A 24,519-nucleotide genomic window follows, 5' to 3' on the forward strand; every position below is an offset into this window, starting at 1 on the left:
GGAATCGGGTGTTCGGTTGACATCACGAGGGGAGAGTGATGGCTGTGCGAAAAGCGCATGGAAGATTAAACCGGACAGCCGGGAAGCGTACGGATGCGCTGGCGCGAGTGGGCTTGTCCGTTCTCTTGCTGTCGGGTGGCGTCATGGGCGCGACGGCCGGGACGGCCACCGCTTCGACTGGCGACGGGACCCTGACCGTTGAGGTGCTGCGGGATTTCTTCGGCACGGGCGTGATCAACACGACCATGGATGTGCCGCAGCGGGGCATGAAGGTCGAGGTGTCGGACTCTGACGGCCATCGGGTCTCCGGCACCACGGATGCCACCGGAAAGGTGGTGGTCTCGAAGTCGACCGAGCTGACCGGCGGCCAGTACCGCGTCGACGTCACCATCCCGGCGCCGTACGACAAGTACCTTCAGGCGGCGCCGGCCTCGACGGCGGAAAACCACTTCGACAGCTTCACGACGTTCGTGGACGTGTCGGACGGCAAGGACGACTCGGTCACTACCGGGGTCTGGAACCCGGCCGACTACGCACTGCCGGACTCACGGTATTTCGTGCCGATCCAGAACTCTTCCAGCGGGAAAGACACCCGGGCACTGGTGGCGTTCGGGACGGACAAGCGAGGTACGTGTCCTGACCAGGCGGCATGCCCGACCGCGCTCAACACGCAGGACCAGGTGGGCACGACGTTCGCGTTGGCCTACGACAAGTACCAGAAGCGGATCTTCCAGGGCGCGTTCGCCCGGCGGTACACCCCGTACGGGCCGGCCGGCGGTGACGCGATCTACACCACGCCGACCGACGGTGGGGCGCCGACCCTGTTCGCGAAGGTGCCGGGCGCCGCGGTGACGCCGCACGACGCCAGCAACATGATCAAGGACGCCGGGTTCACCAATGCGCCGGGCAAGGAGAGCATCGGCGGCCTGGCCCTGTCGGAAGACGGCTCGACGCTGTACGCGATGAACCTGCGGACCCGGTCCCTGGTCAGCTTCGATGCGACCAAGACCACCGCGTCCGCACCCAAGGCGACGGTGCGCATCCCGGACCCGGGCTGCGCGCTGCCCACCGACTGGCGGCCGTTCGCACTGTCCACGCACGACAACAAGCTCTACGTCGGTGGCGTGTGCAGCGCGGAGAGCACACAGAAGCGCGAAGACCTGAAAGCCGTCGTCTACACCTACGACGGCGAGGAATTCGACACGGTGCTGACCCAGCCGCTCACCGGCGAGCGCGGTACCGTCTATGGCGGTGCCACAGGGGTTGACCAGGCCAACCACTGGAACCCGTGGAACACCAGCCTGTTGACCTGGGACAAATTCAAGATCAGCGGATCAAATACCCTCGTCAATCCGCAGCCGGAGCTCGCCACCCTCGCCTTCGCCCGTGACGGTTCGATGATCCTCGGTTTCCGCGACCGGTTCATGGACGTGGTCAGTGGTGGCGGTCTTGACCCTCGGCCGGGCAACGACACCCCGCAAAACGGTATGTCCGGTGGCGACATCAGCATGGCCTGCGCCAATCCCGAGGGTGGATACTCGTGGGAAGGCACCGGGAATTGCCCCAACCACGCCAAGCCCGAAACCGACGGCGGCCAGAGCACTGGAGTCGTCGAATACTTCCCGGGCGACTACGTTCGGAACAGGGCCAACCCGGAGCAGATCCAGGGGGTGCACAACGAAGCCTCCCAAGGGGCGGTCGCCTACATTCCGCAGCAGCAATGGGTCGTCAGCACGCAGATGGACCCGACCGACAACTACGGTACCGGCGGGACCGGTTACTACAATATCGAGACCGGTCAAGGTCCCGGTAACAACCATTCCGCCAACGCGTACCAGTTCGTCGCTTCGACCGACAATGGGTTCGGTAAGGCCGGTGGGCTCGGCGATATCGCCTACGAGGCGGCGAACGCGCCGATCCAGATCGGCAACCGGGTGTGGTTCGACGGCGACCACAACGGCATCCAGGACCCCGAAGGCACCAACGAGGTGCCGCTGCCGGACGCGACGATCAACCTGCTGGACTCCACCGGCAAGCAGGTCGCCACGACCAAGACCGATGCCGCCGGCGAGTACTACTTCGGTGGAGTCGGCGCCGACTACGAGCTCAAGCCGGGTGCGAAGTACACGGTGGAGTTCGACGTGTGTACCGCGGACACCAGCAAGGTGCCGACCCAGCCGTCGGCCGACGAACTGCGGTTCACGCTCGCGCGGGCCGGTGACAACCGGGCACATGACTCCAATGTGACCCCGCCGAAGACCGGGCAGCTGTGCGACGGACTGGCACCTGTCACGGCGCCGGACAAGGCGGGCGAGGTCGATCACACGATCGACGCCGGCGTGTACATCCCCAAGGAGGAACCGCCGACCACGGAGCCTCCGACCACGGAGCCGCCGTCGACCGAGCCGCCGACCCATGAGCCGCCCGCGTCTGTGCCGCCCAACAAGCCGGGCCCCCAGACTGGCGGAGGCGGCGGTTCACTGGCCAACACAGGTACGTCCGGCCTGCTGACGATCATCTCCCTCAGCGCCCTGCTGGCCGGTACGGGCGCGGCATTCGCGTATCTGACCCGGAAGCGTCGTTACGCCAGGCAGCACTGAGAGAACCACGCAACGCTGAAAAACGCTGAAAGACGGGTGATACGCCCGTGAGCGCCGACGAGCCCCGTCCATACCCGGACGGGGCTCGTCGGCGTTTCGTTCCGGCGAGCCTTACATCCCGCCCTCGGACATCCCGTGCACCGCGGGGATCGTGCCGAGCCGGCCCTTCTGGAAGTCCTCGAAGGCCTGCTGGAGCTCCGCGCGGGTGTTCATCACGAACGGCCCGTAGTGCGCCATGGGCTCACGGATCGGCCGGCCACCGAGGAGGACGACCTCCAGGTCCGGCGTGTGGGAGTCCTGCTTCTCGTCCGCGCGCACGGTCAGCGAGGAGCCGGTGCCGAAGACCGCGGTCTGGCCGAGATGGATCGGGCGGCGCTCGGCGCCGACGGTGCCGCGGCCCGCGAGCACATACGCGAGACCGTTGAAGTCCTGCCGCCAGGGCAGGTTGATCTCGGCGCCCGGCGCCAGCGTCGCATGCACCATCGTGATCGGGGTGTGCGTGATGCCGGGCCCGTTGTGACCGTCCAGCTCACCGGCGATGACGCGGAGCAGCGCGCCGCCGTCCGGGGAGGTGAGCAGCTGGACCTGGCCACCGCGGATGTCCTGGTAGCGCGGCGGCATCATCTTGTCCTTCTTCGGCAGGTTCACCCACAGCTGCAGGCCGTGGAAGAGACCGCCGGACATGACCAGGTGCTCCGGCGGCGCCTCGATGTGGAGCAGACCGGACCCGGCCGTCATCCACTGGGTGTCACCGTTGGTGATGGTGCCGCCACCGCCGTTGGAGTCGTGGTGGTCGAAGATCCCGTCGATGATGTACGTGACGGTCTCGAAGCCGCGGTGCGGGTGCCACGGGGTCCCCTTCGGCTCCCCGGGCTGGTAGTCCACCTCGCCCATCTGGTCCATCATGATGAACGGGTCCAGGTGCTTGTAGTCGATGCCGGCGAAGGCGCGCCGCACCGGGAAGCCCTCACCCTCGAAACCGCTGGGAGCGGTGGTGACGGCGAGGACGGGGCGCTGCTTGGCGTCGGCGGGCGCCGCGACGCGGGGCAGGGTCAACGGGTTGTCTACGGTCACTGCTGGCATGACGGCCTCCTCGGTCGTTCAACATTCAACTTAGTTGAACGGTGAACGATCCGCAAGAGGGCCTTTATTTCCCGGCGCGCCCGGGGACGCACGGTGATTACTTAGCGACGCTCAGCCATACATCCGGCGCATCGCGAAGTCGACCATCTGCTCCACGGCCTTGGCGTCGAAGACCATCCGGTGGTCGCCCTCCATGTCGAGGACGAAGCCGTAGCCGGTGGGCAGCAGGTCGATCACCTCGGCGCCGGTGATCACGAAGTACTTGGACTCCTTGCCCGCGTAGCGGCGCAGCTCCTTGAGCGAGGTGAACATGGGGATCACCGGCTGCTGGGTGTTGTGCAGGGCGAGGAATCCTGGGTTGTCACCGCGCGGACAGTAGACCTTGGAGGTCGCGAAGATCTGTTGGAAGTCCTCGGCCGACATGGAGCCGGTGGTGAAGGCCCGCACCGCGTCGGCCAGGGACGGTGGGGAGGGCTCCGGATACAGCGGCTGCTCGCCATAGCCGGCGCCCGGCTGTGGGTGGTGTGACAGAGGCGGCTGCTGTTGCGGCGGGGGCGGCGGCGCCGCGTATCCCTGCCCTGGGCTCGCGTTCTGGTCGTAGCCGTACATGGACAGCAGCGTACTGAGTCGCCGAAGCGCAGTGCGTCACAGTTGTCCCATCGGGGGTTGCTCTTTATTACCCGCGGGTAGCATCATGGCGATCGACGATCGATCGCGCGATGCCATTGAAGAGGTCCGCCGCCTCCCGAGCCTTACGGAGCTGTTCGCCATGGGGCACTACAAGTCGAATCTCCGCGACATCGAGTTCAACCTCTTCGAGGTGCTCGGGCGCGACAAGCTGTACGGCACGGGACCGTTCGAGGAGATGGACGTCGAGACCGCCAAGAGCGTGCTCTCGGAGATCTCCCGACTGTCCGAGAACGAGCTGGCCGAAAGCTATGCGGACGCCGACCGGAATCCGCCGGTGTTCGACCCCAAGACTCACACCGCGCCGGTCCCGGAGTCCTTCAAGAAGAGCTACCAGGCGTATATGGACGCCGAGTGGTGGCGCCTGGGCGTCCCCGAGGACCTCGGCGGAGCCGCCTGCCCGCGCTCGCTGCTGTGGGCCTGCGCCGAGCAGATCCTCGGCTCCAACACCCCGATCTGGATGTACGCCTGCGGCCCCTCCTTCGCCGGAGTCCTCTACGACGAGGGCACCGAGGAGCAGTTGGCGATCGCCCGCCACATCGTGGACAAGCAGTGGGGCGCGACCATGGTGCTCACCGAGCCCGACGCGGGTTCGGACGTCGGCGCCGGCCGCACCAAGGCGGTCCGTCAGGAGGACGGCACCTGGCATATCGAGGGCGTGAAGCGGTTCATCACCTCCGGTGAGCACGACCTCTCGGAGAACATCATCCACTTCGTGCTGGCGCGCCCCGAGGGCGCGGGCCCGGGCACCAAGGGGCTGTCCCTCTTCATCGTGCCGAAGTACGACTTCGACTGGGAGACCGGCGAGCTCGGCGAGCGCAACGGCGCGTACACGACCAACGTCGAGCACAAGATGGGCCTGCGGGTCTCCAACACCTGCGAGCTGACCTTCGGCGCGGACCACCCCGCCAAGGGCTGGCTGCTCGGTGAGAAGCACGACGGCATACGCCAGATGTTCAAGATCATCGAGTTTGCCCGGATGATGGTCGGCACCAAGGCCATGGCGACCCTGTCCACCGGCTATCTGAACGCGCTGGAGTACGCCAAGGAGCGCGTCCAGGGCCCGGACCTGGCCGCCTTCACCGACAAGAGCGCCCCGCGCGTCACCATCACCCACCACCCCGATGTGCGCCGCTCCCTGATGACGCAGAAGGCGTACGCGGAGGGCCTGCGCTCGCTCGTCCTCTACACCGCCTCCGTCCAGGACGAGATCCAGGCCCTGGAGGCGGCCGGCGAGGACACCTCCGCCGCGCACGCCCTCAACGACCTGCTGCTGCCCATCGTCAAGGGCTACGGCTCGGAGAAGGCGTACGAGCAGCTGGCGCAGTCCCTGCAGACCATCGGCGGCTCCGGCTACCTCCAGGAGTACCCGCTGGAGCAGTACATCCGGGACGCCAAGATCGACACCCTCTACGAGGGCACCACCGCCATCCAGGGCCAGGACTACTTCTTCCGGAAGATCGTCCGGGACCAGGGCCAGGCGCTGACCGTCATCTCGGAGGAGATCAAGAAGTTCCTGGCCGAGGCCGGTGGCGGGGAGGAGCTGGCCGCCGCCCGTGACGCGCTCGCCAAGGCCGCCGCGGATCTGGAGGGGCTGGTGGCCACCATGCTCACCGACCTCGCCGCCACCCAGCAGGACGTCACCACCATCTACAAGGTCGGCCTGAACGCCACCCGGCTGCTGCTCGCCTCCGGCGACGTCTTCATCGGCTATCTGCTGATCAAGGGCGCGGCGATCGCCGCCGACAAGCTGCCCGGCGCCTCCGCCAAGGACAAGTCCTTCTACGCGGGCAAGATCGCGGCCGCGAAGTTCTTCGCCCAGGAGGTGCTGCCGGGCGTCGCGGTCCAGCGCGCCGTGGCCGAGTCCGTCGACAGCTCCCTGATGGACCTGGCCGAAGACGCCTTCTGATTCGTCTCGTCTTCCTCTCGTCGAGTTCCTCTCGTCGAGCCGGGTGCCCCGCGCGGGGCACCCGGCTCTTCCGTTCACGCGTCCGCGTCTCAGACACCCGCGTCGGGGCCGGGGCCCGGTGCGTCTCCTGTGTCGTCGGGCCGCTGCTCGCGCCTCTGCTCGCGCAGCGCGCGCTCGAAGTCGCGCCAGGCCTGCCGCTGGATCTCCTCGCTGTGCGCGAGCACATCCGCTACGCGCTCGCCCCCGGCCGGGGGCGGGGACGCGGTGAGCTTCGCGCGCAGCTCGCGGCAGGCCGCGTCCTCCGAGCCGAACCAGTGCGTGTCCCGGTCCTTGGAACGCTCACGCAGCCCCACCACCCAGCCGTCAGGCGCCTGCCGCAGGAAGTAGTACGCGTCCGGCTGGATCGGGATGTCGTGCACACCCGGGATGTCGTACAGCGCGTCGGGGACCCGGTCCTCGCGCAGCGCCCGGACGAGCTCCCGCCGGTCCATGCGCGTCAGTTGAGGGGCCGGAGCTTACCGGCGGCGACGAGCTGGGGGATCGAGGGAGTGGTGAGGTACTGCAGACCGCCTCCGGGCTGGGCGAACCAGGCCCTGATGGGTCCCGCCTCCACCTGGAAGGACTGCACGACCTCATAGAGGTGGTAGCCGAAGGGGAACGCCGGATCGAGGGTGTTGAGGTTGCTGGGCGGAAGCGCTCGCTCGGCGAAGGGCGTACCGGCCGGGGCGAGGAAGTGGCCGAAGCCGCTGCCGAAGAGATCGACCTTCTGTCCGGGCTGCAGGGTGACGGTGACATGCAGCGGCGTGCCGTTGATGAGCACCCAGCCGTCCGGGTCCGGGAACCACCAGCCGGAGGTCTCGTCGTTCCAGTAGCAGTCGAGGAATTCGGTGGACGACAGATCGTCCAGCCGCTCCCAGCCCCTGAGCATCTCGGCGATCGGCCCGCTCCGGGGGAGCTGCGCGGGGCCCAGCCGCCAGTCGTCCTCGTAGTACTTCTGGAACGGGGCCGGTGGGGGAGTGTGGGCCCCCACCCGGTCCGTGGTGGGACAGGGGACAGGTTCCCTCGGGTACGGGGCGCCGTCGGACGGGGCCGCGACGGACGGGGCGGTGGGCTGCGCCACTGCCGGCGCGCCGGCGCACAGCAGGAGAAGCGCCCCAAGGACGAGGAGGACGTGACGAAGAGCGCGCATCCGATATCCCCTTCAGTGCGTTATGGCACGATCACAGGAGATATCGGAGGAAAAGTGCCTTTCTTATCGCCGGGCGGCCGATCTTCATCTGATCGGCGCAGCACAATCCCACGGAAGCCGCACTGCACCCACGCCACGCCACGCGGGCCCCGTCGCGCTCTCTCAGCCGTTTTCCACAGGCCCGAATCGAACACGGGCTCCAGGCGGTTCTCGAATCTATGCTGTTCGCATGAGCGCGCACTCCGACTTCGACCGCGGCCATACCGACGACCTGATGTCCTTCCTCGCCGCCGCCCCCTCGCCGTACCACGCGGTGGCGAGTGCTGCCGCGCGGCTGGAGAAGGTGGGATTCCGGCAGGTCGAGGAGACTGCGCCCTGGGACGGCGGGACGGGCGGTAAGTACGTCCTGCGAGGCGGCGCCATCATCGCCTGGTACGTGCCTGACGGGGCGAGACCTTTCACGCCCTACCGGATCGTGGGGGCGCATACCGACTCCCCCAATCTGCGGGTCAAGCCGATTCCCGACACCGCGGCGCACGGCTGGCGGCAGATCGCCGTCGAGGTCTACGGCGGCGCCCTGCTGAACACGTGGCTGGACCGCGACCTCGGCATCTCCGGCCGGCTCACCCTCAAGGACGGCTCGCACCACCTGGTGGCCGTCGACCGGCCGCTGCTGCGCGTCCCCCAACTCGCCGTCCATCTCGACCGGGGCGTCAACACCGAAGGGCTCAAGCTCGACAAGCAGCGCCATATGACGCCCATCTGGGGCCTGGGCGACATGGAGGAGGGCGCTCTGATCCGCTTCGTCGCCGAGGCGGCCGGGGTCCCCGCCGCCGAGGTGAGCGGCTGGGATCTGATGGCGCACAGCGTCGATCCGCCCGCCTACCTCGGCCGGGACCAGGAGCTGATCGCCGGGCCCCGGATGGACAATCTTCTGTCAGTCCACTCCGGCACGATCGCGCTCGCCGCCGCCACCACCCTCCCCGAGCTGCCGTACATCCCCGTTCTCGCCGCCTTCGACCACGAGGAGAACGGCAGCCAGTCCGACACCGGCGCCGAGGGCCCGCTGCTCGGCAATGTGCTGGAGCGCTCGGTCTTCGCCCGCGGCGGGGCGTACGAGGACAAGGCCCGCGCCCTCGCCGGGACGGTCTGCCTGTCCTCCGACACCGGACACGCCGTCCACCCCAACTACGCCGAGCGGCATGAGCCCGGCCACCACCCACTGCCCAACGGCGGCCCGATCCTCAAGGTCAACGTCAACCAGAGATACGCCACCGACGGCGGCGGCCGCGCCGTCTTCGCCGCCGCCTGCGAGCGCGCGGGCGTGCCCTGGCAGACCTTCGTCTCGCACAACGCCATGCCGTGCGGCACTACAATCGGACCGATCACCGCCGCCCGACACGGCATCACCACGGTCGACGTGGGCGCGGCCATCCTGTCCATGCACTCGGCCCGCGAGCTGTGCGGCGCCCGGGACCCCCAGCTCCTGACCAGGGCTATGACCGCCTTCCTGGAGGGCTGACTTGGACTTCTCTCTACTCGGGCCGGTGGCCGTGACCGCCGGCACCGGAGAGGTCGCGCTGGGCCCGGTCAAGCGGCGCAGCCTGCTCGCCATGCTGCTGCTGCAGCCCAACGCCACTGTTCCCGTCGAGCAGTTGATCACCTGTCTGTGGGAGGAGGAGCCACCCGAGCACGCCCGCACCGTCATCCAGGGCCATGTCTCGCGGCTGCGCGCGACGCTCGCCGAGGCGGGCGCCGATGCCTACGGCGTCGAGCTGATCACCCACGGCTCCGCCTACCGGCTGCGCATGCCCGAACAGCTCGTGGACAGCGAGCGCTTCTCCGAACTGGTCTCCCTCGCCCGGCCCGAGACCGCCCCCGAGCAAGCCGTGGATCTGCTGCGCCAGGGGCTCGACCTGTGGCGCGGCCCGGCCCTCACCGGCACGGTGCCCAGCCCGCCGTTCGCCGCGGCGGCCCACGCCCTGGAGGAGCGGCGGCTGGCCGCCGTCGAGGCACTGGCGCGCGCCCACGGGGCGCTCGGCCAGTACGAGAAGGCCGCCGACGTACTGCATCCGGCGGCCGTGGCCAATCAGCTGCGCGAAGGGCTCATCGCGGCCCTGATGCTGGCGCTGTACCGCATCGGACGGCAGTCCGACGCGATCGCCTGGTACCACCGGACCCGGCAGCTCCTCGCCGACGACCTGGGGGTCGACCCGGGCGAGCGGCTGCGCACCGCGTACGAGGAGATCCTGCGCGCCGCCCCCACGGCGGGGCGCCCGCGCGGCGCCGCCGAGCCCACCGCGCAGAACCCCCACCCGGCCCAGGCGCAGCCCCAGGCCCAGGTCCCCGCGCAGGGCCGGCCCCAGGCTTCCGCCCAGGGTCAGGCCCAGGGTCCCGACCAGGGCCAGGGTCAGGCCCAGGTCCCCGCCCAGGCCGCCCACCAGCCCTCCGCGTCCGGGCCACAGCTGCTCCCCCGCCCCCCGGCCGGCTTCCTCGGCCGCGACCGCGAGCTGGCCGGCCTGACCCGGCTCACCCTGCCCGCCGACGGACCGGACGGCCCGGCCTACGGCGGTGCCCCCACCGGTCTCCCCCCGGAGGGCGGCATCACGGTCGTCACCGGTCCCGCCGGGGTCGGCAAGACGGGCCTGGTCGTGTACTGGGGCCACGCACACGCGGACGCCTTCCCCGACGGGCGGCTGTTCGCGGACCTGCGCGGGTTCAGCGGCGGCGAGGCGGCGGCGCCCGCCGAGGTGCTGCGCGACTTCCTGCACGCCCTGGGGACGCCCGCGGACCGCATTCCGCCCTCCCCTGAGGCGGCCGGCGCGCTGTACCGATCGCTGGTCGCGGACCGCCGGCTGCTGGTCGTGCTCGACAACGCCAGCAGTTCGGCGCAGGTGCGGCCGCTGCTGCCCGGCGGGCCCCGGTCCGCCACCCTGGTCACCAGCCGCAGCCGGCTCGACGGGCTGATCGCCACCGACGCGGCCCGCCCCGTACGCCTGCACGCGCTCGGGCCCGAGGACGGGGTGGCCCTGCTCGGCACCCTGCTCGGCCCCGACCGGGTCGCCGAGGACCCGGAGGCCGCGTATGAGCTGGTGGCCCTGTGCGACGGGCTGCCGCTGGCGCTGCGCGCCGCGTCGGCCCAGCTGCTGTCCCGGCCCCGCTGGCGGCTGGCCCGGCTGGCCACGGCGCTCCGCGACGAGCGGCGGCGGCTCGCGCTGCTGTCCGCAGAGGACGCCGGAGTCGCCGCGGCCCTGCGGAACTCGGTGGCCCGCCTGTCCGCGGACGACGCCCGGCTGCTGCGCACCCTGGGCACCGGCTTCGCCCGGGAGGTCAACACGGCGGAGGCCGCCGCACTGGCCGGCGCGGACCCCGAGCTGATCCAGGACGGTCTGGACCGGCTGGCGGAGATGCATCTGCTGGACGAGGAGGCCACCAACCGCTACGTGATGAGCGACCTGGTCAAGCTCTTCGCCCAGGACAGCGAGGGCGGGAAGGACGGCGACGGGGGCGGTGAATGAGCGACGGGGGCCGCTGAAGGCGGGGCGTTAGTGGGACGTTAGCGGCTCGGCAGCCGGACGGCAGTGGCACGACAGCGGAGGACGAGAGGCTTAAGCCGTACCGAGAAAGACACACCGGAAACGGCCAAGTCCATCTGGGGGGAACCCACCATGTCGATCACCACCTTCACCGCCCGCCGCGCCCGTACCCTGCGTCTGGCCGCGGTCGGCCTGACCGCGGTCGCCGCCCTCACCCTCACCGCCTGCAACAGCAACGAGGGCACCGGCACCAAGAACGAGGGCAAGGCGGACAGCCCGAGCTCGGCCCCGGCCGACCAGACCTCCGGCTCCGGCGGGTCGGACGCCACGGGCGGCGCGAGCGACGGGAAGAAGAGCGGCGGTGCCCAGGATGCCGGGTCCTCCAAGGACGGCGCCAAGGGCTCCGGCGCCTCCGGTGGTTCCGACAACTCGGAGCAGGAGATCGGCCCCTGTGACATCAACAAGCTGACGGTCGGCGTCAAGTCGGTTCAGCGGCCGGTGAACTACATGGTGCTCGAGGTGAACAACCACGCGGGCGTGGACTGCAACATGCCCGGCTACCCGGTCCTGAAGTTCGGCGAGGACGCCCAGGCCGCCACCCCGGTCTACGAGGACAGCAAGCCGCAGGCCGTCGTCACCCTCGCCCCCGGCGAGACCGCCTACGCGGGCATCCGCACCTCCTCCGCCGACGGCTCGGGCCAGAACGGCTACAAGGCCACCTCCCTGGAGGTCTTCCTCGAAGGCTCCGACGACTCCAAGTCCGTCGAACTCCCCGGCGGCTCCGTCTACATCGACGACACCGCCCAGGTCACCTACTGGCAGAGCGACCTGTCCAACGCCCTCGACTGACGACCGCCGGCCTTCGCCGGCCCATGACCCGGGGAGCCGACTTCCCCCCCGGCTTCCCGTCCCGATGGCCCCCGCCGCTGCCCTGCGGCGGGGGCCATCGGCTTTCCGGACCAGATACATCAGGGGGTACCTCCCAGCGGTGGCTGGGGGATCACCGGGCAGGGGATCGTCGGGCGGATCCGATTCACGCTGCACGCGACCACCTGCACTGAGGCGAATCCGGTACCCCGCAGATACCACCCCCCGACGACATCCCCGCCCCAGCCAAGCCGGTCATCCGCCGCCGCGAACCGCTCGGCTCGCCGCGCGGGATCCTTGTCGTGGTCGGTCATGAAGGAAGGGGCCAGGTCGGTGACCTGGTCTCGGTACCAGGCCGAGGCTTTCTCCGGCTCCTCGAAGGTGGCTTTGATCATCCTCGCCGGGCGTAACAGCCAGTGCGGCACCTCCAGCGGCGGTACCTCGCTCGCCATGAAGGCAGGGCTGGCCGCCGCGATCTGCTTCCACTCCTGGGGCGTGATGTCGCAGGCGATGAGATGGGGCGGTCGGCGCGCGGATTCGTCATCGTAGGTTCGCCGATCGCCGGACCATCGGTAGCAGTGCCAGTGGTCGGGCACGGGTGGGGGCGGTGCTGTCATACGGGGGGCTCCTGCGTGGTGGGGCGGCCCCGCCCTGCGGCGGGGGCGGTCTGAGGACGGGGCCGCCGTCTACCTACGGCGCCTGGCGATCGCTACCTCGCGTACTGGCGTCCGTCGTCCGAATCGCCAGGCGTCTGCCCGCCCGGCGTCGGGGCGTCCGTGTCCGGCATGGTGTCGCCGCCTTCCGGGTCCTGGCGGACGACATGCTGTAATCGCACTGGGCCTCCTCTGAGTTGGGGTGTTTCCGCGCGGTTGCGCGGTCCTCGTCCCGGCTCACTGGCCTGCAAGCGGGAGGCTGGGGCGAGGGGTCTGTGGGGTGGGCCGCTGGCCCGTGCGGCGGGCGTCCGGTACGGGGAGGGTCCCGGATCAGCAGCGGCCCACCGGTCTAGGTGGCGTCCGCCTTGTGGCAGTCGCAGTCACAGCGGACGGTGAAGATGAGCGCGCCAACGGTCGCGGGCGGTATGGGTGCCGCGCGTACCTCGCCGGGCCCTTTGCAGAAGGCGTGGATCTCGGCGGGTGTGGTGTCGGGCTCGGCGGTGTGCAGCGCGCAGTACGGCGACAGACGCCGGGTGCCGACCGGGACGGTCAACTCGTCTGCCTCTCGTGCTGCAGGGTGACGAGTACGGCGTACAGGTCGGCGTCGGGGTGCGGTCGTCGGCGGTTGCACTCCGGGCACAGGTGGCGCAGGCAGCCGGGCCCGGAGGCCGACGCGCGCAGCACGGTAATCGGTTCGCGGGTGGGCTTGTCGCAGCGATAGCAGCACTCGGTCACCGGGTGGCCCCTTCACGTGGGCCGAGCGCCGCGCTGGTGGCGATCTTCAGCGCGGCGAGGAGAGCCGTCGGGTCGGTGAGATGCCGAGCGTGCCGGGGCGGTACGCACCAGCGCACCCCGGGCCCCTTACGGCAGTCGACGGAGGGCACCTCGATATAGGCGGTCGCTCCCCACACCTGGATGCTGGGCAGCTGGCTCATGTCCCACGCGGCGGCTGCTCCAGGAGCGATGAGCCAGCACAGCACCCCGTCGAAGGGGTTCTCGATGACCGCGCCCACGTCGTCGCCGAGCAGTTCCAGGGCCTGTTCACCGATGAAGCGTGGGACGCGTACGACGTCCCACGACTCGCCGGCGGGTTGCAGCTGTGCGTTACGGCCGCTGGGAGGTGCCCACGACCCGAAGTTGGGAGAGTCGGCATCCATTGGGCGCGCGTTGGTCGCGGCGGATACCCGCAAGGGTTCGGCCATGGTCGGAGTCGTCCCATCTGCCTGGTCGGTGTGGACAGGTAGATGGTTCTCCGCGGACAGCGCCACAAGTGACCCAGCGAGGGTCAGTCAGGGTCACTCGCCAGCGTGGCACCATTCCGCGAAGTTGCTGAGGCTCGCCGCATCGCCACGCCGCAGTCGGCGGAGCGTGGCGATGTCCTCGCGCACCCACGGATGGTCGCGGGTGTGCTGTGGAGCGATGTGACGGGCGGTCTTCAACGACTCGTACGCATCGCGGGCCAACCCCGACCACAGCTGGGCACGAGCCAGATCGATATAGAACCCGCTCCGGCGCTCGGCAGGCAGAGAACGCGGCGGGGCCCAATCGCTGGCGACGGCGAGGGCCCGATGCACATGGTCACCACCGAGGCTGATGGCAACGGAGACTTCATGGATGCGGACGCTGTCCGGCCCGAACGCTGTGCCCTGGTAGACGTCCTCAGGTACGGCGTCCCCCAAGCGCAAAGCTTCCGCGAGGTGGTGATCCGCAGCCTCCACAAGTCTGGCTCGTCCAGCGATAACAGCGGCTCGCATGTGTAAGGCACCCAAGGCAGCGATCGCCGTATCGTCCTGACCAGTGGGTGCGTTGTCGATCGCAGCCTGCAGCGCGCGCAGGCCGGGGACGTGCGCGCGGGCAGCGAAGAAGGTCTCGGTGCGGACGTAGGCGACGGTCGCGTCCAACAGAGGGTCCGAGGCGTATGGAACTGCCCACCGCATCAGGTCCACCAGGCGCGCAGACAGGTCCCGGGCGCCGTACTTGTACGCCACGGCGTCAGCGGTTCGCAGCGCGGAAACCAGCAGGCTCGCGGTCTCGGCGCGCTCTTTGGCCGGGGCGAGTTGGAAGGCGCGGGTCAGCTCGCCGATGAGGGACGGCAGATGGCAAGCGATCCGCACGTACTGAGCAGCCAGGCGCCATGTCACTGCCTCGTCTACTGCGGTGCCAGCTCGGCCAGTGGCCGGACTGGCCCGTCGTCCGGGACGTCATACGCGGCGATGACGGCTGACAGAGACGGCATGGCGGCGTGAACGCGCGCGTCCGCCCGGTCCCGGCTCCCCAGCAAGCGGGAGGTGTCGACGCCGATCGCAGCCGCTAATGCCTCCACGACACCGTCGCTGGCGCCCCGAGCACCCCGCTCGATCTTCCGTAGGGTGCCGACATGGACCCCGGCCGCGTCGGCCAGCTCCTGCTGCGTCATACGTGCGATGCGGCGGTGGTAGGCCACGCGTTTGCCGAATGCGCGGGCGTTCTCAGTCGGCATGCTGGTGCTCCGTTCGGTGCGTCCACTCCGAACGGTAGCGAGCGGCCCCCTATGTACGGGGCCGCTTGCCTCATGCGGCGGCGAGCCGTACGAGGTCGTGCAGCGAGTCGATCTGCCAGTCCGCGGCGGCCGCCTCCGTCGTGCCGGACCACAAATGGCCCCATGGACCACGGCGCAGATGCGCGGCGCGCAGGCCCGCGGCCTTCGCCGGCTGCGTGTCGTTCGCGGGGTGATCGCCTACGTACACGGTCTCGCTGGGCACGGTTCCCGCAAGGTCCAGAACGCGGGCGAAGAAGCGCGGGTCGGGTTTGGCGATCCCCCACTCTCCCGAGGTGGCGATCTCGTCAACGGGCAGCTTGAGGTCCCGCAGCAGGACACCAGCGCGCGCCGTCTGGTTGCCCGCGATGACGACGCGGATGCCCGCCTCGCGCAGCGCGGCAAGCGCTGGGCGTACATCCGGATAGAGGTCGGACTCGTCGAGGTCTTCGCCGACTCCAGCGGCCTCCATCGCGGCCCGCTCGGCCGCGATGTCGATGTCGGGCCGGATGAGTCGCAGGGCTTCCGCATTGTCTCGCCCTTGAGCGACCACCGCGCCGACGAGGGCGGAGAGGGTATGGCGGGGGATGCCCACCCAGTCAGCCCACGCCCCCCAAACACGGTCGTCTCGGATCAACGTCTCGCCGACATCGAAGACCACTGCGCGAATCATGCGTGCAGCCTAGAACGGAGGCGGAAGGGGTGAGTGCCACCGCGTTCAGGCAAACGGAACGGCCGTCGGCTTCATGGGGATGTCGTCCTACGTCAGCATCCTCAAACACCGGCGCGCCTGGGCGCCGAGCCCAGCCGCGCCGGTCGTCATCCGCTGTCAGGCGCCCCGGCATCGTCGTCGTAGGCGGCTCGCGCGGTCAGGACCTCGTCCATATGCGCCTCCGCCCACTCCTTGACCGACCGCATCAGCCCGGCCAGGTTCTCGCCGAGCGGAGTGAGGGCGTAGTCCACCCGGACCGGCACGGATGGCGTGACCGTTCGCGTGACCAGCCCGTCGCGCTCCAGATTGCGCAGGGTCTGGGTGAGCATCTTCTGGCTGACTCCGGCCAGTCGGCGGGACAGCTCGCCGTAGCGCATGGGGCCGTCGGCCAGGGCGGCGAGGGCGAGGCTGACCCATTTGTCGGCGATGCGGTCCAGGAGGTGCCGGGTGGGGCATTCGGCGATGAAGGCGTCGTAGGCGGCGCGGGCGTCGGCCCGGCGCTGGGCGGCGGTCCGGGTGGGCACGGTCACTCTCCTCGGCGTGGGTTGGGCACTTTCAGGTACGTACTTACCTCGGGAGAGCAACTCTCCCTACGTTGGGCGCACGTGGTCAACCCCGACCGAGGTGAGGAGCTGGGAACCATGACCGAGCGGACCGTGATGCGCGCCGCCGTGGTACGGACATACGGCGGGCCGGAAGCCATGGAGACCCCCGAGGTGCCGCTGCCCGAACCGGGCCCCGGGCAGGTGCGGATCCGCGTGGCGGCGGCGACCGTCAACCCCGTGGACCTGCTGACCCGCGCCGGGACGCTGGTCGCGGCCGGCCGGATGGCGCCGCGCGCGCAGACCGGTCTTGGCTGGGACGTCGCGGGCGTGGTGGATGCCACCGGGCCCGGAGTGCGGATGTTCGCCCCGGGCGACCCGGTGATCGGGTTGCGGGACCTGCTGGACGTCTCACTGGGCACCTACGCCGAGTACGTCGTCCTGGACGCGACGGCGGTGGCTCCGGCGCCGGAGGGCGTACCGGCGGCAGCAGCGGCGACGCTGCCGTTGAACGGCCTCACTGCCTGGCAGTCGCTGGACGCGCTGGACCTGCCGAGCGGAGCGACGCTGCTGGTGACGGGCGCGGCCGGCGCGGTCGGCGGGTTCGCGGTCGAACTGGCCGCGCTGCGCGGGCTGCGGGTGGTGGCCGTCGCGGGCGCGGCGGACGAGAAGCTGGTACGAGGGCTGGGCGCGGAGTGGTTCATCGCACGGGACGAACCGGACCTGGCGGCGGCGGTGCGGGCGGTCGTCCCGGGCGGTGTGGCGGGGGCCCTGGACGCGGCGGGCGCCGGGCTGCCGGCGCTCGCCGCCGTACGGAACGCGGGCGCGTTCGTCGCGGTGGCCGCCGACGCACCCGTCGGGCTGCGGGGCATTCGGTCGGCCAACCACTGGATCGCGGCGGACGGCACGGCGCTGGCCCAGCTGTCCGCGCTGGCCGCCGCCGGCCGGCTGACCCTGCGGGTGGCCGACACCCTGCCCCTCGACCGGGCCCAGGAAGCCCACCGCCGCTTGGCGGCGGGCGGTCTGCGCGGGCGTCTGGTGCTCACGCCCTGACGGCGCTACCCGTCCTCGTCCATCCCCGCGAGCACCAGCGGCAGCCTGGTCGCGCCGCCGTCGGTGACCCGGACCGGGACGCCCCAGTCCTGCTGGTGCACATGGCAGGCCGGGTACTCGTTGGCACCCGCGGCGGAGCCGCTGTTGGACGCTGTGTCGTCGCAGGAGGCAGCCATCGCGGAGACGTGCAGCACACCCTCCGTCACCCCGTCCGCCAGCACCAGCTCGCGGTTCAGGTCCGTACCGGCCCCCTCGCCTCCCGCCAGCAGCTCGGGCGGGGTGGAGCTGACGAGCAGACGGGTGGAGGGGCCGTAGCGGGTGTCGAGCTTCTGCCCGGCGGGGGCCTGGAAGACGACGTCGAGCCGCAGCGTCCCCGGGGCGATCTCGGTGGCGGCGCGCTGGGTGCGGTGGGCCACCGCCGCCACGCGTACGGCTTCCTCGGGCAGCCGCAGCCGGGTCAGCCGGTGCCGCGCCGACTCGACGACCACGATGTCGCCGTCCACCAGCACGGCGTCCGACGGCTCGCGCAGATCCGTGGCGAGGGTGCTGACCTCGCCGGAGGCCGGATCGAAGCGGCGCAGCGCGTGGTTGTAGGTGTCCGAGACCGCGACCGAGCCGTCGGGCAGCGCGGTCACGCCGAGGGGGTGCTGGAACAGCGCCTGGTCGGCGTGGCCGTCGCGGTGACCGAAGTCGAACAGCCCGGTGCCCACGGCCGTACGCACCACAAAGTCACCCTCGCTGTCCCCGTCGCGCTCGACGTACCGCACCGCCGAGGTCTCGGAGTCCGCGATCCACAGCCGGTCGGCGGCCGCGGCCAGCCCGGACGGCTGTGCGAACCACGCCTCGGCGGCCTCCCCGTCGACCAGGCCCTCGTTCGTCGTACCGGCGGCCGCGCGCACCGTCCCGTCCGCCGGGTCGTACGTCCACAGCTGGTGGACGCCCGCCATGGCGATCCACAGCCGGTCCGCGAACCAAGCCACGTCCCAGGGCGAGGACAGATCGACCTCGCGGGCCGGACCGGCGGCCGGAGACCCCTGCCACCACTGCCGCCCGGTCCCGGCGACCGTCCGCACCGCGCCGGTCGCCAGGTCAAGGGCGCGCAGCGCGTGGTTGACCGTATCGGCGACGATCACCGTGCCGTCCGGCAGCAGCGCGAGACCCTGCGGCTCGCTGAACCGCGCCCGGTCGGCGGGCCCGTCGACGAGCCCCCGCTCACCGGCCCCGATCCGCCGCAGCACGCTCTCACCGTCCGCCGCCAGCTCCACCAGCTGGTGCCGTGTGGTGTCCGAGACCAGGAAGGTGCCGCCGGGCAGCAGCAGCGCCTTGCCCGGGAACCGCAGCTCGGTGGCGACCGGCTCCGGCGGCACGTACGGGCCGTCGCCGCGCCGCAGCGTGCCCTTGGCGCCGTGCTCGGCCTCCAGCTCGGTCACCAGCGTCTCGAGCGCGTGCGCATGTCCCTCGCCCGCGTGCTGGGCGACCACGTACCCCTCGGGGTCGATCACGACCAGCGTCGGCCAGGCCCGTACGGCGTACTGCTTCCAGGTGGCCAGCTCGGGGTCGTCGAGCACGGGGTGATGCACCTCATAGCGCTCGACGGCGTCGACGACCGCCTGGTGCTCGGCCTCGTGGACGAACTTCGGCGAGTGCACACCGACGATCACGACGGTGTCGCGGTGCTTCTCCTCCAGCTCACGCAGCTCGTCCAGGACGTGCAGGCAGTTCACACAGCAGAAGGTCCAGAAGTCCAGGATCACTATGCTGCCCCGGAAGTCCGCGAGGGACAGTTCCTTGCCGCCGGTGTTGATCCAGGTACGTCCTTGCAGCTCAGGGGCGCGGACACGGGCTCGCTTGCTCATGACGTCAAGAGTGCCACTCGTGCGCCCGTGGGCGTCGGGTGCCCCTCGCGTATCCGTGGGCTCGCCTTGGCCGGGACGAGCCCACGGATCATGCGGCGTCCAGATCCCGTCCGGTCGGGGCGACCGGACGGGATCTCGGCGGCGACGGCGGCCATCCGGAACGGGGTTCAGCAGCAGCGCATCTCCGCCTGGGCCTTGCTGAAGTCCCCCGCCGCGAAGGCCTTCGCGGGGATCGTGAAGTACATCGTCCCGGAGTCGCCCCAGCCCCATCCGAGCTCCGAGTCCTCCGGGAGCTGGAGCAGATGGACGGCTGGGCCATCGGCGTCGCGGCGGGTCACCCAGAACGCGTACGAGGTGTCGGGCCAGCCGAAGGCACAGTGGCTGCCGGAGGTGTTGCCGTTGAGGTCGCTCATCACATCGAGGATGAGCGAGGCCGCGCCCCAGTGCTCATCCCGGTCGTACTCGACGTCGCGGTCCTCGACGTCCCAGGCGTCCGGGAGCATGGTGACCCCGGCCGCGTGGACGGGAGTGGCCGGATAGCTCCGCGCCGGTGCGGGGGCGGTGGTCTCGACCGCCCGTGCCGGATCGGCGGGTATGACGCGGCACGCCTCAGGCTCGTCGTCCAGCCTTGAGTACTTCTCGTACGGCAGGTCCGGATCGAGATAGAAGAAGTTGAGCAGGCCCGGCCGCGTGGGCAGTTGGTCCCCGAGCCAGGGTGCGAGGGCGTCGGTGTCGAGGACGGCATGCAGGGACAGCGGGATGCCCCCGACCTCGGGCCAGGGGGTGCCCGGTTCGAGGAGGGCGGGGCCGCCGAGCCGGCAGCGGCCGGTGGCCGGGGCGTCGTCTGTGGGGGATTCCAGTCGAAAGCCACGGCGGGCCATGGCCGCGAACTGTCGGCCGGCCTGCTCGCCGAGCCGTTCGGCGCACTCTCGGCTCATCTCGGAGGGATTGTCGAATTGCATGCCGGGATGGTCCCAACTCCCTCTGACAAGAGGCGAGGTGCGGCTGGCTGAAGGGGTCTGAGCTGCGCAGACAGATCCGGACTGTCCCAGACGGCCCATGCGTTGCCGGACACCCTCGCGCCCCAGCAGCCTCCCTTCCATGCCTCGAGCCAGGGGCCCCGCGAAGGAGGTTGTGATGGGAGAGCAGCACATACGGGCCGCCGAGCGCCGCACCACGTCGTCGTCGGCCGCCCACGCCAAGCCGCGCGCCGCGCGGCGAGGGCCGCTGGCCACGGTGGTACGGGCGGCGGTGCGCACCGCCGCGCTGGCCGTGTTGACCGTCCTCGCGGTCCTGGCGGGGGTGCTGTTGGCCGTGCACGGACCGGACGACCGGGCCTCCGCGCAGTCGCCCGCGCCTTCTCGGCAGACGGCCTTGGCTCCGCCGACCGAGGCCAAGACCCGGGCCGAGGCCAAGACCCCGGCCGAGCGGCCGAAGGAGGCGAAGGCGGACCGGGGCGCCGACGCCCGGCCTGGCACCGCCCGCCCCACCGCGTCGACGACGGTGGTGCTGGTCTCCGGCGACACGCTGTACGGCCTCGCCGAGAAGAACCACACCACCGTCAAGAAGCTGCAGCGCCTGAACGAGTTGGGCAGTTCGACCCTCATCTACGCCGGCGACACCCTGAACCTGCCCGGGACGGTCGCGGGGGACGCGGTGGAGCGACCGGCGCCGACCGACGACGGCGAGGACAGCGGCAAGAGGACCGCCAAGACCAAGGTCAAGAAGCACGCCAAAAAGCACGTCAAGAAGCCCACCAAGAAGCACCCCGAACAGCAGCACGCCCCGGGCCGCGCCGCCAAGGCCGTCGGATACGCCCGCGCCCAGCTCGGCAAGCCCTACGTCTGGGGCGGCACCGGTCCCCGCAGCTATGACTGCTCCGGCCTGATCATGCGCGCCTGGCAGGCCGCCGGGGTCAAGCTCCCCCGCACCACCTGGGCCCAGCGGTACGCCGGCAAGGAGACCACCCGGGCCGAACTGCGCCCCGGCGACCTGGTCCTGTCCAACGGCGACGGCCATGTCGCCCTCTACCTCGGGGGCGGCAAGGTCATCCACGCCCCGGGTACGGGCCTCACCGTCCGGCTGGCCCCCCTGCCCGCGCCCGAAAGGGTCACCGGCTACCGGCATATCGCGGGCTGACGCAACACCCAAGGGATTTCAATCGGACTGTCCGGATTCATCCGGATCTGTAGCGGGCGGGCGCGCACCATACCACCGCTCTCAGCAGCCCGAGCCGCGAATCCGGGCCTACGATCAGACCCGAAAGCACTCCCGGGGTGCTCGTGCGCAGCGTAACTTAAACGCACACACAAGCACCCAGCCCGCGTACGAACCGCCCGAGGGGTCCCGTGACCGTCCATCCCAGCCTGCAGACTTCCATCGACGCCTGGACCCATTCCGTCGAAGCGATATTCGAGTTGGTGAATCCGCTCGTCGAAGGGGAGTGGAACCGGGCCACCGAGTGCCCAGGATGGTCGGTGCGCGACGTGGTCTCGCATGTCATCGGCCTCGAGACCGAGATGCTCGGCGATCCGCGCCCGATCCACTCGCTGCCGCGCGACCTGTTCCACGTCACCAGCGAGCACGCGCGCTATATGGAGGTCCAGGTCGACGTACGGCGCTGCCACACCGCGCCGGAGATGACCTCCGAGCTGGACTACACCATCATCCGCCGCAGCCGGCAGCTGCGGAACGAGAAGCGCCAGCCGGACGCCATGGTGCGCTGGCCCGGCGGGGGCGAGATGGCCCTGGAGAAGGCCCTGCTCGCGCGGGCCTTCGACGTATGGGTGCATGAGCAGGACCTGCGGCGGGCGCTCGGGAAGCCGGGCAATCTGGACTCGCCGGGCGCGACCATCGCCCGGGACCGCCTGCTGGCCGCGCTTCCGAAGGTGGTCGCCGAGGACGCGGGCGCGGCGCCCGGCTCGGCGGTGGTCTTCGATGTGCACGGCGCGCTGGAATTCATGCGGACGGTCCGGGTCAACGCCGAGGGCCGGGCCACCATCGACGGCAGCGTCTCGCTGGGGCCGACCGTGACGATCACGGTGGACTGGGAGACGTATCTGCGCCTGGCGTGCGGGCGGGTGCGGCCGGAGGCGGTCGCCGACAAGCTGAAGATCGAGGGCGATCAGCAGCTGGCCGACGCGATCCTGACCAACTTCGCGGTCACGGCCTGAGCCGTCAGGACGGGACGGGCGGGGTCACGTCGGCACAGGCGGGGTCACGCCGGTACGTGCACCGCCTCGACGCGGCTCGCGACGACGCGCTCGCGCTCCCGGCGGTGCGCCCGCCCGCGCAGCCGCAGCACCTGCGTGACGCCGAGGGCCTGGAGGACGAACACCGAGGCGAAGGCGGCACGGTAGTTGCCCCCGGTCGCGTCGAGCAGCACGCCGATGGCCAGCAGGGTGGTCATCGAGGCGGTGAAGCCGCCCATGTTGACGATGCCCGAGGCGGTGCCAAGACGCTCCGGCGGGTTCGCGGGGCGGGCGAAGTCGAAGCCGATCATCGAGGCGGGTCCGCAGGCGCCGAGTACGACGCACAGCGTGATCAGCAGCCACATGGGCGCGTGGTCGCCGGGCCAGGCCAGCACGGCGCCCCACAGCAGCGCGGTGGCCCCGACCGTGCCGAGGGCGAGCGGCGCGCGGGCGGCGTGGTGCCGGGCGATGACCTGTCCGTAGACCAGGCCGACCGCCATGTTGGAGAGCACGACGAGGGTCAGCAGCTCGCCGGCGGACGCGCGGGACAGCCCCTCGGCCTCCACCAGGAAGGGCAGCCCCCACAGCAGCAGGAAGACCATCGCGGGGAACTGGGTGGTGAAGTGCACCCACATGCCGAGGCGGGTGCCCGGCTCGCGCCAGGCCGCGGCGATCTGCCGGCGGACGAAGGCGGCGCCGGCGTGGGTGGCCGGGACGGGCTCGAACCCCTCCGGGTGGTCCTTGAGGAAGGCCAGCACCAGGACGAGGACGAGCGCACCGCCGATCGCGCTGCCCGCGAAGGTCGGGGTCCAGCCGAGGGTGTGCAGCGCCTGCGCGATCACCAGGGTCGAGATCAGGTTGCCCGCCATCCCGAACAACGCGGCGACCTGCGCGATCAGCGGCCCGCGGCGGGCCGGGAACCAGCGCGAGCCGAGCCGCAGCACACTGATGAACGTCATGGCGTCACCGCAGCCCAGCAGCGCGCGTGAGGCCAGCGCGAAGCCGTACGTGTGGGAGAACGCGAAGCCGAGCTGGCCGGCGGTGAACAGCACGACGCCGAGCGTGAGCACCTTCTTGGTGCCCAGCCGGTCGACCATCAGACCGACGGGTATCTGCATGCCCGCGTACACGAGCACCTGAAGGATCGAGAACGTCGACAGCGCCGAGGCGTTGATGTGGAACCGCTCGGCGGCGTCCAGGCCGGCCACACCCAGGCTGGTGCGGTAGGTGATGGCCATGAAGTAGACGGCGACCCCGATGCCCCAGACGGCGGCGGCACGCCGCCCTCCGGGCGGATCGCCGGGCAGCCGGACGTCGCTCATCGCTCCTCACCCCGGGCGAGGTTGTTCACCCAGCTGACGTGGCGCTCGACGAGCCCGGCGGCGGCCGTGGCGTCTCCGGAGCGCAGGGCGGTCAGGATCTCGGTGTGCTCGGTGATGTTCTTGGCGATGCGGTCGGGCTCGGCGTGCATGGTGGCCACGCCCATCCGCAGCTGGCGGTCTCTCAGCTGGTCGTACAGATGCGCCAGGATGCCGTTGCCCGCGGCCCGTACGATCTCGGCGTGGAAGCACCGGTCGGCGACCGCGAAGGCGTTCAGGTCCCCGGCCGCCGCGTGCTCCTTCTGCTCCTCCAGCAGCTCCTCGAGCCGGGCGATCAGCCTCTTCCCGGCCGGGACGACCTTGGCGACGGCGTGCCGCTCGACCAGCAGCCGGGTCTCGACCACGTCCGCGATCTCCTGCGCGGACACGGGCAGCACCAGGGCGCCCTTCTTCGGATAGAGCTTGAGCAGCCCTTCGACCTCGAGCCGGAGCAGGGCCTCGCGCACGGGGGTGCGCGAGACGCCGACGGCCTCGGCGAGATCGCCCTCGGTCAGCAGTGTGCCGCCCTCGTAGCGGCGGTCGAGGACGGCTTGTTTGACATGCGCGTAGACGCGTTCGGCGGCGGGCGGCTGTTTGGCGGTCGGGCTGACGGGGACGGGGGCGGGAGGCATGCGCACATCATAGATACAACACGTATGCGTGGCATGGACCGTCCGGGATATGGGATACGGCGATATGGGGTTGTGGCCGTCATGCCGACGGCCCGGCTGCGGGAGGCAGCCGGGCCGTACGGGAGGGGTGGGGGCC

The 24,519-nt window shown here is 70.7% G+C and carries 23 protein-coding genes and 1 pseudogene; 8 read left to right on the plus strand and 16 right to left on the minus strand.

The genetic code is table 11. The annotated features are described in order from the left end of the window. The first annotated feature begins 143 nt into the window (after positions 1–143). On the plus strand, positions 144–2,600 hold the full coding sequence (locus ACH4U7_RS29330) for an SdrD B-like domain-containing protein (protein ID WP_398530820.1): 2,457 nt from the start codon (positions 144–146) through the stop codon (positions 2,598–2,600). 111 nt (positions 2,601–2,711) lie between these two features. Here ACH4U7_RS29330 and ACH4U7_RS29335 read toward each other — a convergent pair whose 3' ends face one another. Further along, the gene (locus ACH4U7_RS29335; protein WP_398530821.1) at positions 2,712–3,683 is read right to left on the minus strand and encodes a pirin family protein; all 972 of its coding nucleotides are present in this window, start codon (positions 3,681–3,683) and stop codon (positions 2,712–2,714) included. 111 nt (positions 3,684–3,794) lie between these two features. Continuing rightward, a complete protein-coding gene (locus ACH4U7_RS29340; RefSeq protein WP_398530822.1) occupies positions 3,795–4,292 on the minus strand; it encodes an SseB family protein in 498 nt (165 codons plus the stop codon). Between the two features lie 160 nt (positions 4,293–4,452). Here ACH4U7_RS29340 and ACH4U7_RS29345 point away from each other — a divergent pair, with 160 nt between their 5' ends. Then, positions 4,453–6,279, plus strand: a complete 1,827-nt coding sequence (locus ACH4U7_RS29345; RefSeq protein WP_398531026.1) for an acyl-CoA dehydrogenase — start codon at positions 4,453–4,455, stop codon at positions 6,277–6,279. 89 nt (positions 6,280–6,368) lie between these two features. Here the strand turns inward: ACH4U7_RS29345 and ACH4U7_RS29350 are convergent, their stop codons facing one another. Both ACH4U7_RS29350 and ACH4U7_RS29355 read right to left on the minus strand, forming a co-directional pair. After that, positions 6,369–6,770: a hypothetical protein gene (locus ACH4U7_RS29350; protein WP_398530823.1), complete on the minus strand. Its 402-nt coding sequence runs from the start codon at positions 6,768–6,770 to the stop codon at positions 6,369–6,371. Positions 6,771–6,775: 5 nt separating this feature from the next. Next, complete coding sequence (locus ACH4U7_RS29355) at positions 6,776–7,468, minus strand: TNT domain-containing protein (RefSeq protein WP_398530824.1); 693 nt, start codon at positions 7,466–7,468, stop codon at positions 6,776–6,778. Between the two features lie 229 nt (positions 7,469–7,697). Here ACH4U7_RS29355 and ACH4U7_RS29360 point away from each other — a divergent pair, with 229 nt between their 5' ends. From ACH4U7_RS29360 to ACH4U7_RS29370, 3 genes are all read left to right on the plus strand, one after another. Then, complete coding sequence (locus ACH4U7_RS29360; protein ID WP_398530825.1) at positions 7,698–8,990, plus strand: M18 family aminopeptidase; 1,293 nt, start codon at positions 7,698–7,700, stop codon at positions 8,988–8,990. Between the two features lies 1 nt (position 8,991). Continuing rightward, on the plus strand, positions 8,992–10,986 hold the full coding sequence (locus tag ACH4U7_RS29365) for a BTAD domain-containing putative transcriptional regulator (RefSeq protein ID WP_398530826.1): 1,995 nt from the start codon (positions 8,992–8,994) through the stop codon (positions 10,984–10,986). A 150-nt stretch (positions 10,987–11,136) separates the two neighbouring features. After that, positions 11,137–11,853 (plus strand): DUF4232 domain-containing protein, encoded by a 717-nt coding sequence (locus ACH4U7_RS29370; RefSeq protein ID WP_398530827.1) that lies wholly within the window; start codon positions 11,137–11,139, stop codon positions 11,851–11,853. A gap of 119 nt (positions 11,854–11,972) precedes the next feature. Here the strand turns inward: ACH4U7_RS29370 and ACH4U7_RS29375 are convergent, their stop codons facing one another. From ACH4U7_RS29375 to ACH4U7_RS29410, 8 genes and pseudogenes are all read right to left on the minus strand, one after another. Further along, positions 11,973–12,488 (minus strand): hypothetical protein, encoded by a 516-nt coding sequence (locus ACH4U7_RS29375; RefSeq protein ID WP_398530828.1) that lies wholly within the window; start codon positions 12,486–12,488, stop codon positions 11,973–11,975. A 92-nt stretch (positions 12,489–12,580) separates the two neighbouring features. Beyond that, positions 12,581–12,706 carry a hypothetical protein gene (locus tag ACH4U7_RS29380; RefSeq protein ID WP_398530829.1) on the minus strand — a complete coding sequence of 42 codons (126 nt, stop codon included), beginning with the start codon at positions 12,704–12,706 and terminating at the stop codon, positions 12,581–12,583. A 167-nt stretch (positions 12,707–12,873) separates the two neighbouring features. Further along, a complete protein-coding gene (locus ACH4U7_RS29385) occupies positions 12,874–13,077 on the minus strand; it encodes a hypothetical protein (RefSeq protein ID WP_398530830.1) in 204 nt (67 codons plus the stop codon). Further along, positions 13,074–13,259, minus strand: a complete 186-nt coding sequence (locus ACH4U7_RS29390) for a hypothetical protein (protein ID WP_398530831.1) — start codon at positions 13,257–13,259, stop codon at positions 13,074–13,076. The genes ACH4U7_RS29385 and ACH4U7_RS29390 overlap by 4 nt, the downstream gene beginning before the upstream one ends. Further along, positions 13,256–13,681: a hypothetical protein gene (locus ACH4U7_RS29395; RefSeq protein WP_398530832.1), complete on the minus strand. Its 426-nt coding sequence runs from the start codon at positions 13,679–13,681 to the stop codon at positions 13,256–13,258. The genes ACH4U7_RS29390 and ACH4U7_RS29395 overlap by 4 nt, the downstream gene beginning before the upstream one ends. A gap of 138 nt (positions 13,682–13,819) precedes the next feature. Beyond that, positions 13,820–15,003: pseudogene (locus tag ACH4U7_RS29400) on the minus strand (helix-turn-helix domain-containing protein). Between the two features lie 70 nt (positions 15,004–15,073). Continuing rightward, a complete protein-coding gene (locus ACH4U7_RS29405) occupies positions 15,074–15,712 on the minus strand; it encodes an HAD family hydrolase (RefSeq protein ID WP_398530833.1) in 639 nt (212 codons plus the stop codon). 146 nt (positions 15,713–15,858) lie between these two features. Then, on the minus strand, positions 15,859–16,275 hold the full coding sequence (locus tag ACH4U7_RS29410) for a winged helix-turn-helix transcriptional regulator (protein ID WP_398530834.1): 417 nt from the start codon (positions 16,273–16,275) through the stop codon (positions 15,859–15,861). A 117-nt stretch (positions 16,276–16,392) separates the two neighbouring features. On the opposite strand from ACH4U7_RS29410, the gene ACH4U7_RS29415 reads away from it, so the two are divergent. After that, entirely contained in the window at positions 16,393–17,346 is a 954-nt protein-coding gene (locus tag ACH4U7_RS29415; protein ID WP_398530835.1) for an NADP-dependent oxidoreductase, read from the plus strand. Positions 17,347–17,351: 5 nt separating this feature from the next. Here ACH4U7_RS29415 and ACH4U7_RS29420 read toward each other — a convergent pair whose 3' ends face one another. Together ACH4U7_RS29420 and ACH4U7_RS29425 are read right to left on the minus strand one after the other, a co-directional pair. Then, positions 17,352–19,202: an NHL domain-containing thioredoxin family protein gene (locus ACH4U7_RS29420; RefSeq protein WP_398530836.1), complete on the minus strand. Its 1,851-nt coding sequence runs from the start codon at positions 19,200–19,202 to the stop codon at positions 17,352–17,354. A gap of 167 nt (positions 19,203–19,369) precedes the next feature. Continuing rightward, positions 19,370–20,164, minus strand: a complete 795-nt coding sequence (locus ACH4U7_RS29425; protein ID WP_398530837.1) for a DUF1963 domain-containing protein — start codon at positions 20,162–20,164, stop codon at positions 19,370–19,372. Between the two features lie 175 nt (positions 20,165–20,339). Here ACH4U7_RS29425 and ACH4U7_RS29430 point away from each other — a divergent pair, with 175 nt between their 5' ends. Then, positions 20,340–21,341 (plus strand): NlpC/P60 family protein, encoded by a 1,002-nt coding sequence (locus ACH4U7_RS29430; RefSeq protein ID WP_398530838.1) that lies wholly within the window; start codon positions 20,340–20,342, stop codon positions 21,339–21,341. Between the two features lie 209 nt (positions 21,342–21,550). Beyond that, the gene (locus ACH4U7_RS29435; RefSeq protein WP_398530839.1) at positions 21,551–22,375 is read left to right on the plus strand and encodes a maleylpyruvate isomerase family mycothiol-dependent enzyme; all 825 of its coding nucleotides are present in this window, start codon (positions 21,551–21,553) and stop codon (positions 22,373–22,375) included. Positions 22,376–22,419: 44 nt separating this feature from the next. Here the strand turns inward: ACH4U7_RS29435 and ACH4U7_RS29440 are convergent, their stop codons facing one another. Both ACH4U7_RS29440 and ACH4U7_RS29445 read right to left on the minus strand, forming a co-directional pair. Next, positions 22,420–23,715 (minus strand): nitrate/nitrite transporter, encoded by a 1,296-nt coding sequence (locus tag ACH4U7_RS29440; RefSeq protein ID WP_398530840.1) that lies wholly within the window; start codon positions 23,713–23,715, stop codon positions 22,420–22,422. After that, complete coding sequence (locus tag ACH4U7_RS29445) at positions 23,712–24,383, minus strand: GntR family transcriptional regulator (RefSeq protein WP_398530841.1); 672 nt, start codon at positions 24,381–24,383, stop codon at positions 23,712–23,714. The genes ACH4U7_RS29440 and ACH4U7_RS29445 overlap by 4 nt, the downstream gene beginning before the upstream one ends. Positions 24,384–24,519 lie beyond the last annotated feature (136 nt).

The sequence above is a fragment of the Streptomyces sp. NPDC020845 genome, from assembly GCF_044334165.1.
GTDB lineage: Bacteria > Actinomycetota > Actinomycetes > Streptomycetales > Streptomycetaceae > Streptomyces.

Coding starts and splice junctions, on each gene's coding strand:
- ACH4U7_RS29440 (WP_398530840.1), bottom strand. CDS start 23,715: ATGAGCGACGTCCGGCTGCCCGGCGATCCGCCCGGAGGGCGGCGTGCC.
- ACH4U7_RS29425 (WP_398530837.1), bottom strand. CDS start 20,164: ATGCAATTCGACAATCCCTCCGAGATGAGCCGAGAGTGCGCCGAACGG.
- ACH4U7_RS29335 (WP_398530821.1), bottom strand. CDS start 3,683: ATGCCAGCAGTGACCGTAGACAACCCGTTGACCCTGCCCCGCGTCGCG.
- ACH4U7_RS29430 (WP_398530838.1), top strand. CDS start 20,340: ATGGGAGAGCAGCACATACGGGCCGCCGAGCGCCGCACCACGTCGTCG.
- ACH4U7_RS29360 (WP_398530825.1), top strand. CDS start 7,698: ATGAGCGCGCACTCCGACTTCGACCGCGGCCATACCGACGACCTGATG.
- ACH4U7_RS29355 (WP_398530824.1), bottom strand. CDS start 7,468: ATGCGCGCTCTTCGTCACGTCCTCCTCGTCCTTGGGGCGCTTCTCCTG.
- ACH4U7_RS29415 (WP_398530835.1), top strand. CDS start 16,393: ATGACCGAGCGGACCGTGATGCGCGCCGCCGTGGTACGGACATACGGC.
- ACH4U7_RS29350 (WP_398530823.1), bottom strand. CDS start 6,770: ATGGACCGGCGGGAGCTCGTCCGGGCGCTGCGCGAGGACCGGGTCCCC.
- ACH4U7_RS29405 (WP_398530833.1), bottom strand. CDS start 15,712: ATGATTCGCGCAGTGGTCTTCGATGTCGGCGAGACGTTGATCCGAGAC.
- ACH4U7_RS29330 (WP_398530820.1), top strand. CDS start 144: ATGGGCGCGACGGCCGGGACGGCCACCGCTTCGACTGGCGACGGGACC.
- ACH4U7_RS29420 (WP_398530836.1), bottom strand. CDS start 19,202: ATGAGCAAGCGAGCCCGTGTCCGCGCCCCTGAGCTGCAAGGACGTACC.
- ACH4U7_RS29370 (WP_398530827.1), top strand. CDS start 11,137: ATGTCGATCACCACCTTCACCGCCCGCCGCGCCCGTACCCTGCGTCTG.
- ACH4U7_RS29345 (WP_398531026.1), top strand. CDS start 4,453: ATGGGGCACTACAAGTCGAATCTCCGCGACATCGAGTTCAACCTCTTC.
- ACH4U7_RS29340 (WP_398530822.1), bottom strand. CDS start 4,292: ATGTACGGCTACGACCAGAACGCGAGCCCAGGGCAGGGATACGCGGCG.
- ACH4U7_RS29445 (WP_398530841.1), bottom strand. CDS start 24,383: ATGCCTCCCGCCCCCGTCCCCGTCAGCCCGACCGCCAAACAGCCGCCC.
- ACH4U7_RS29375 (WP_398530828.1), bottom strand. CDS start 12,488: ATGACAGCACCGCCCCCACCCGTGCCCGACCACTGGCACTGCTACCGA.
- ACH4U7_RS29395 (WP_398530832.1), bottom strand. CDS start 13,681: ATGGATGCCGACTCTCCCAACTTCGGGTCGTGGGCACCTCCCAGCGGC.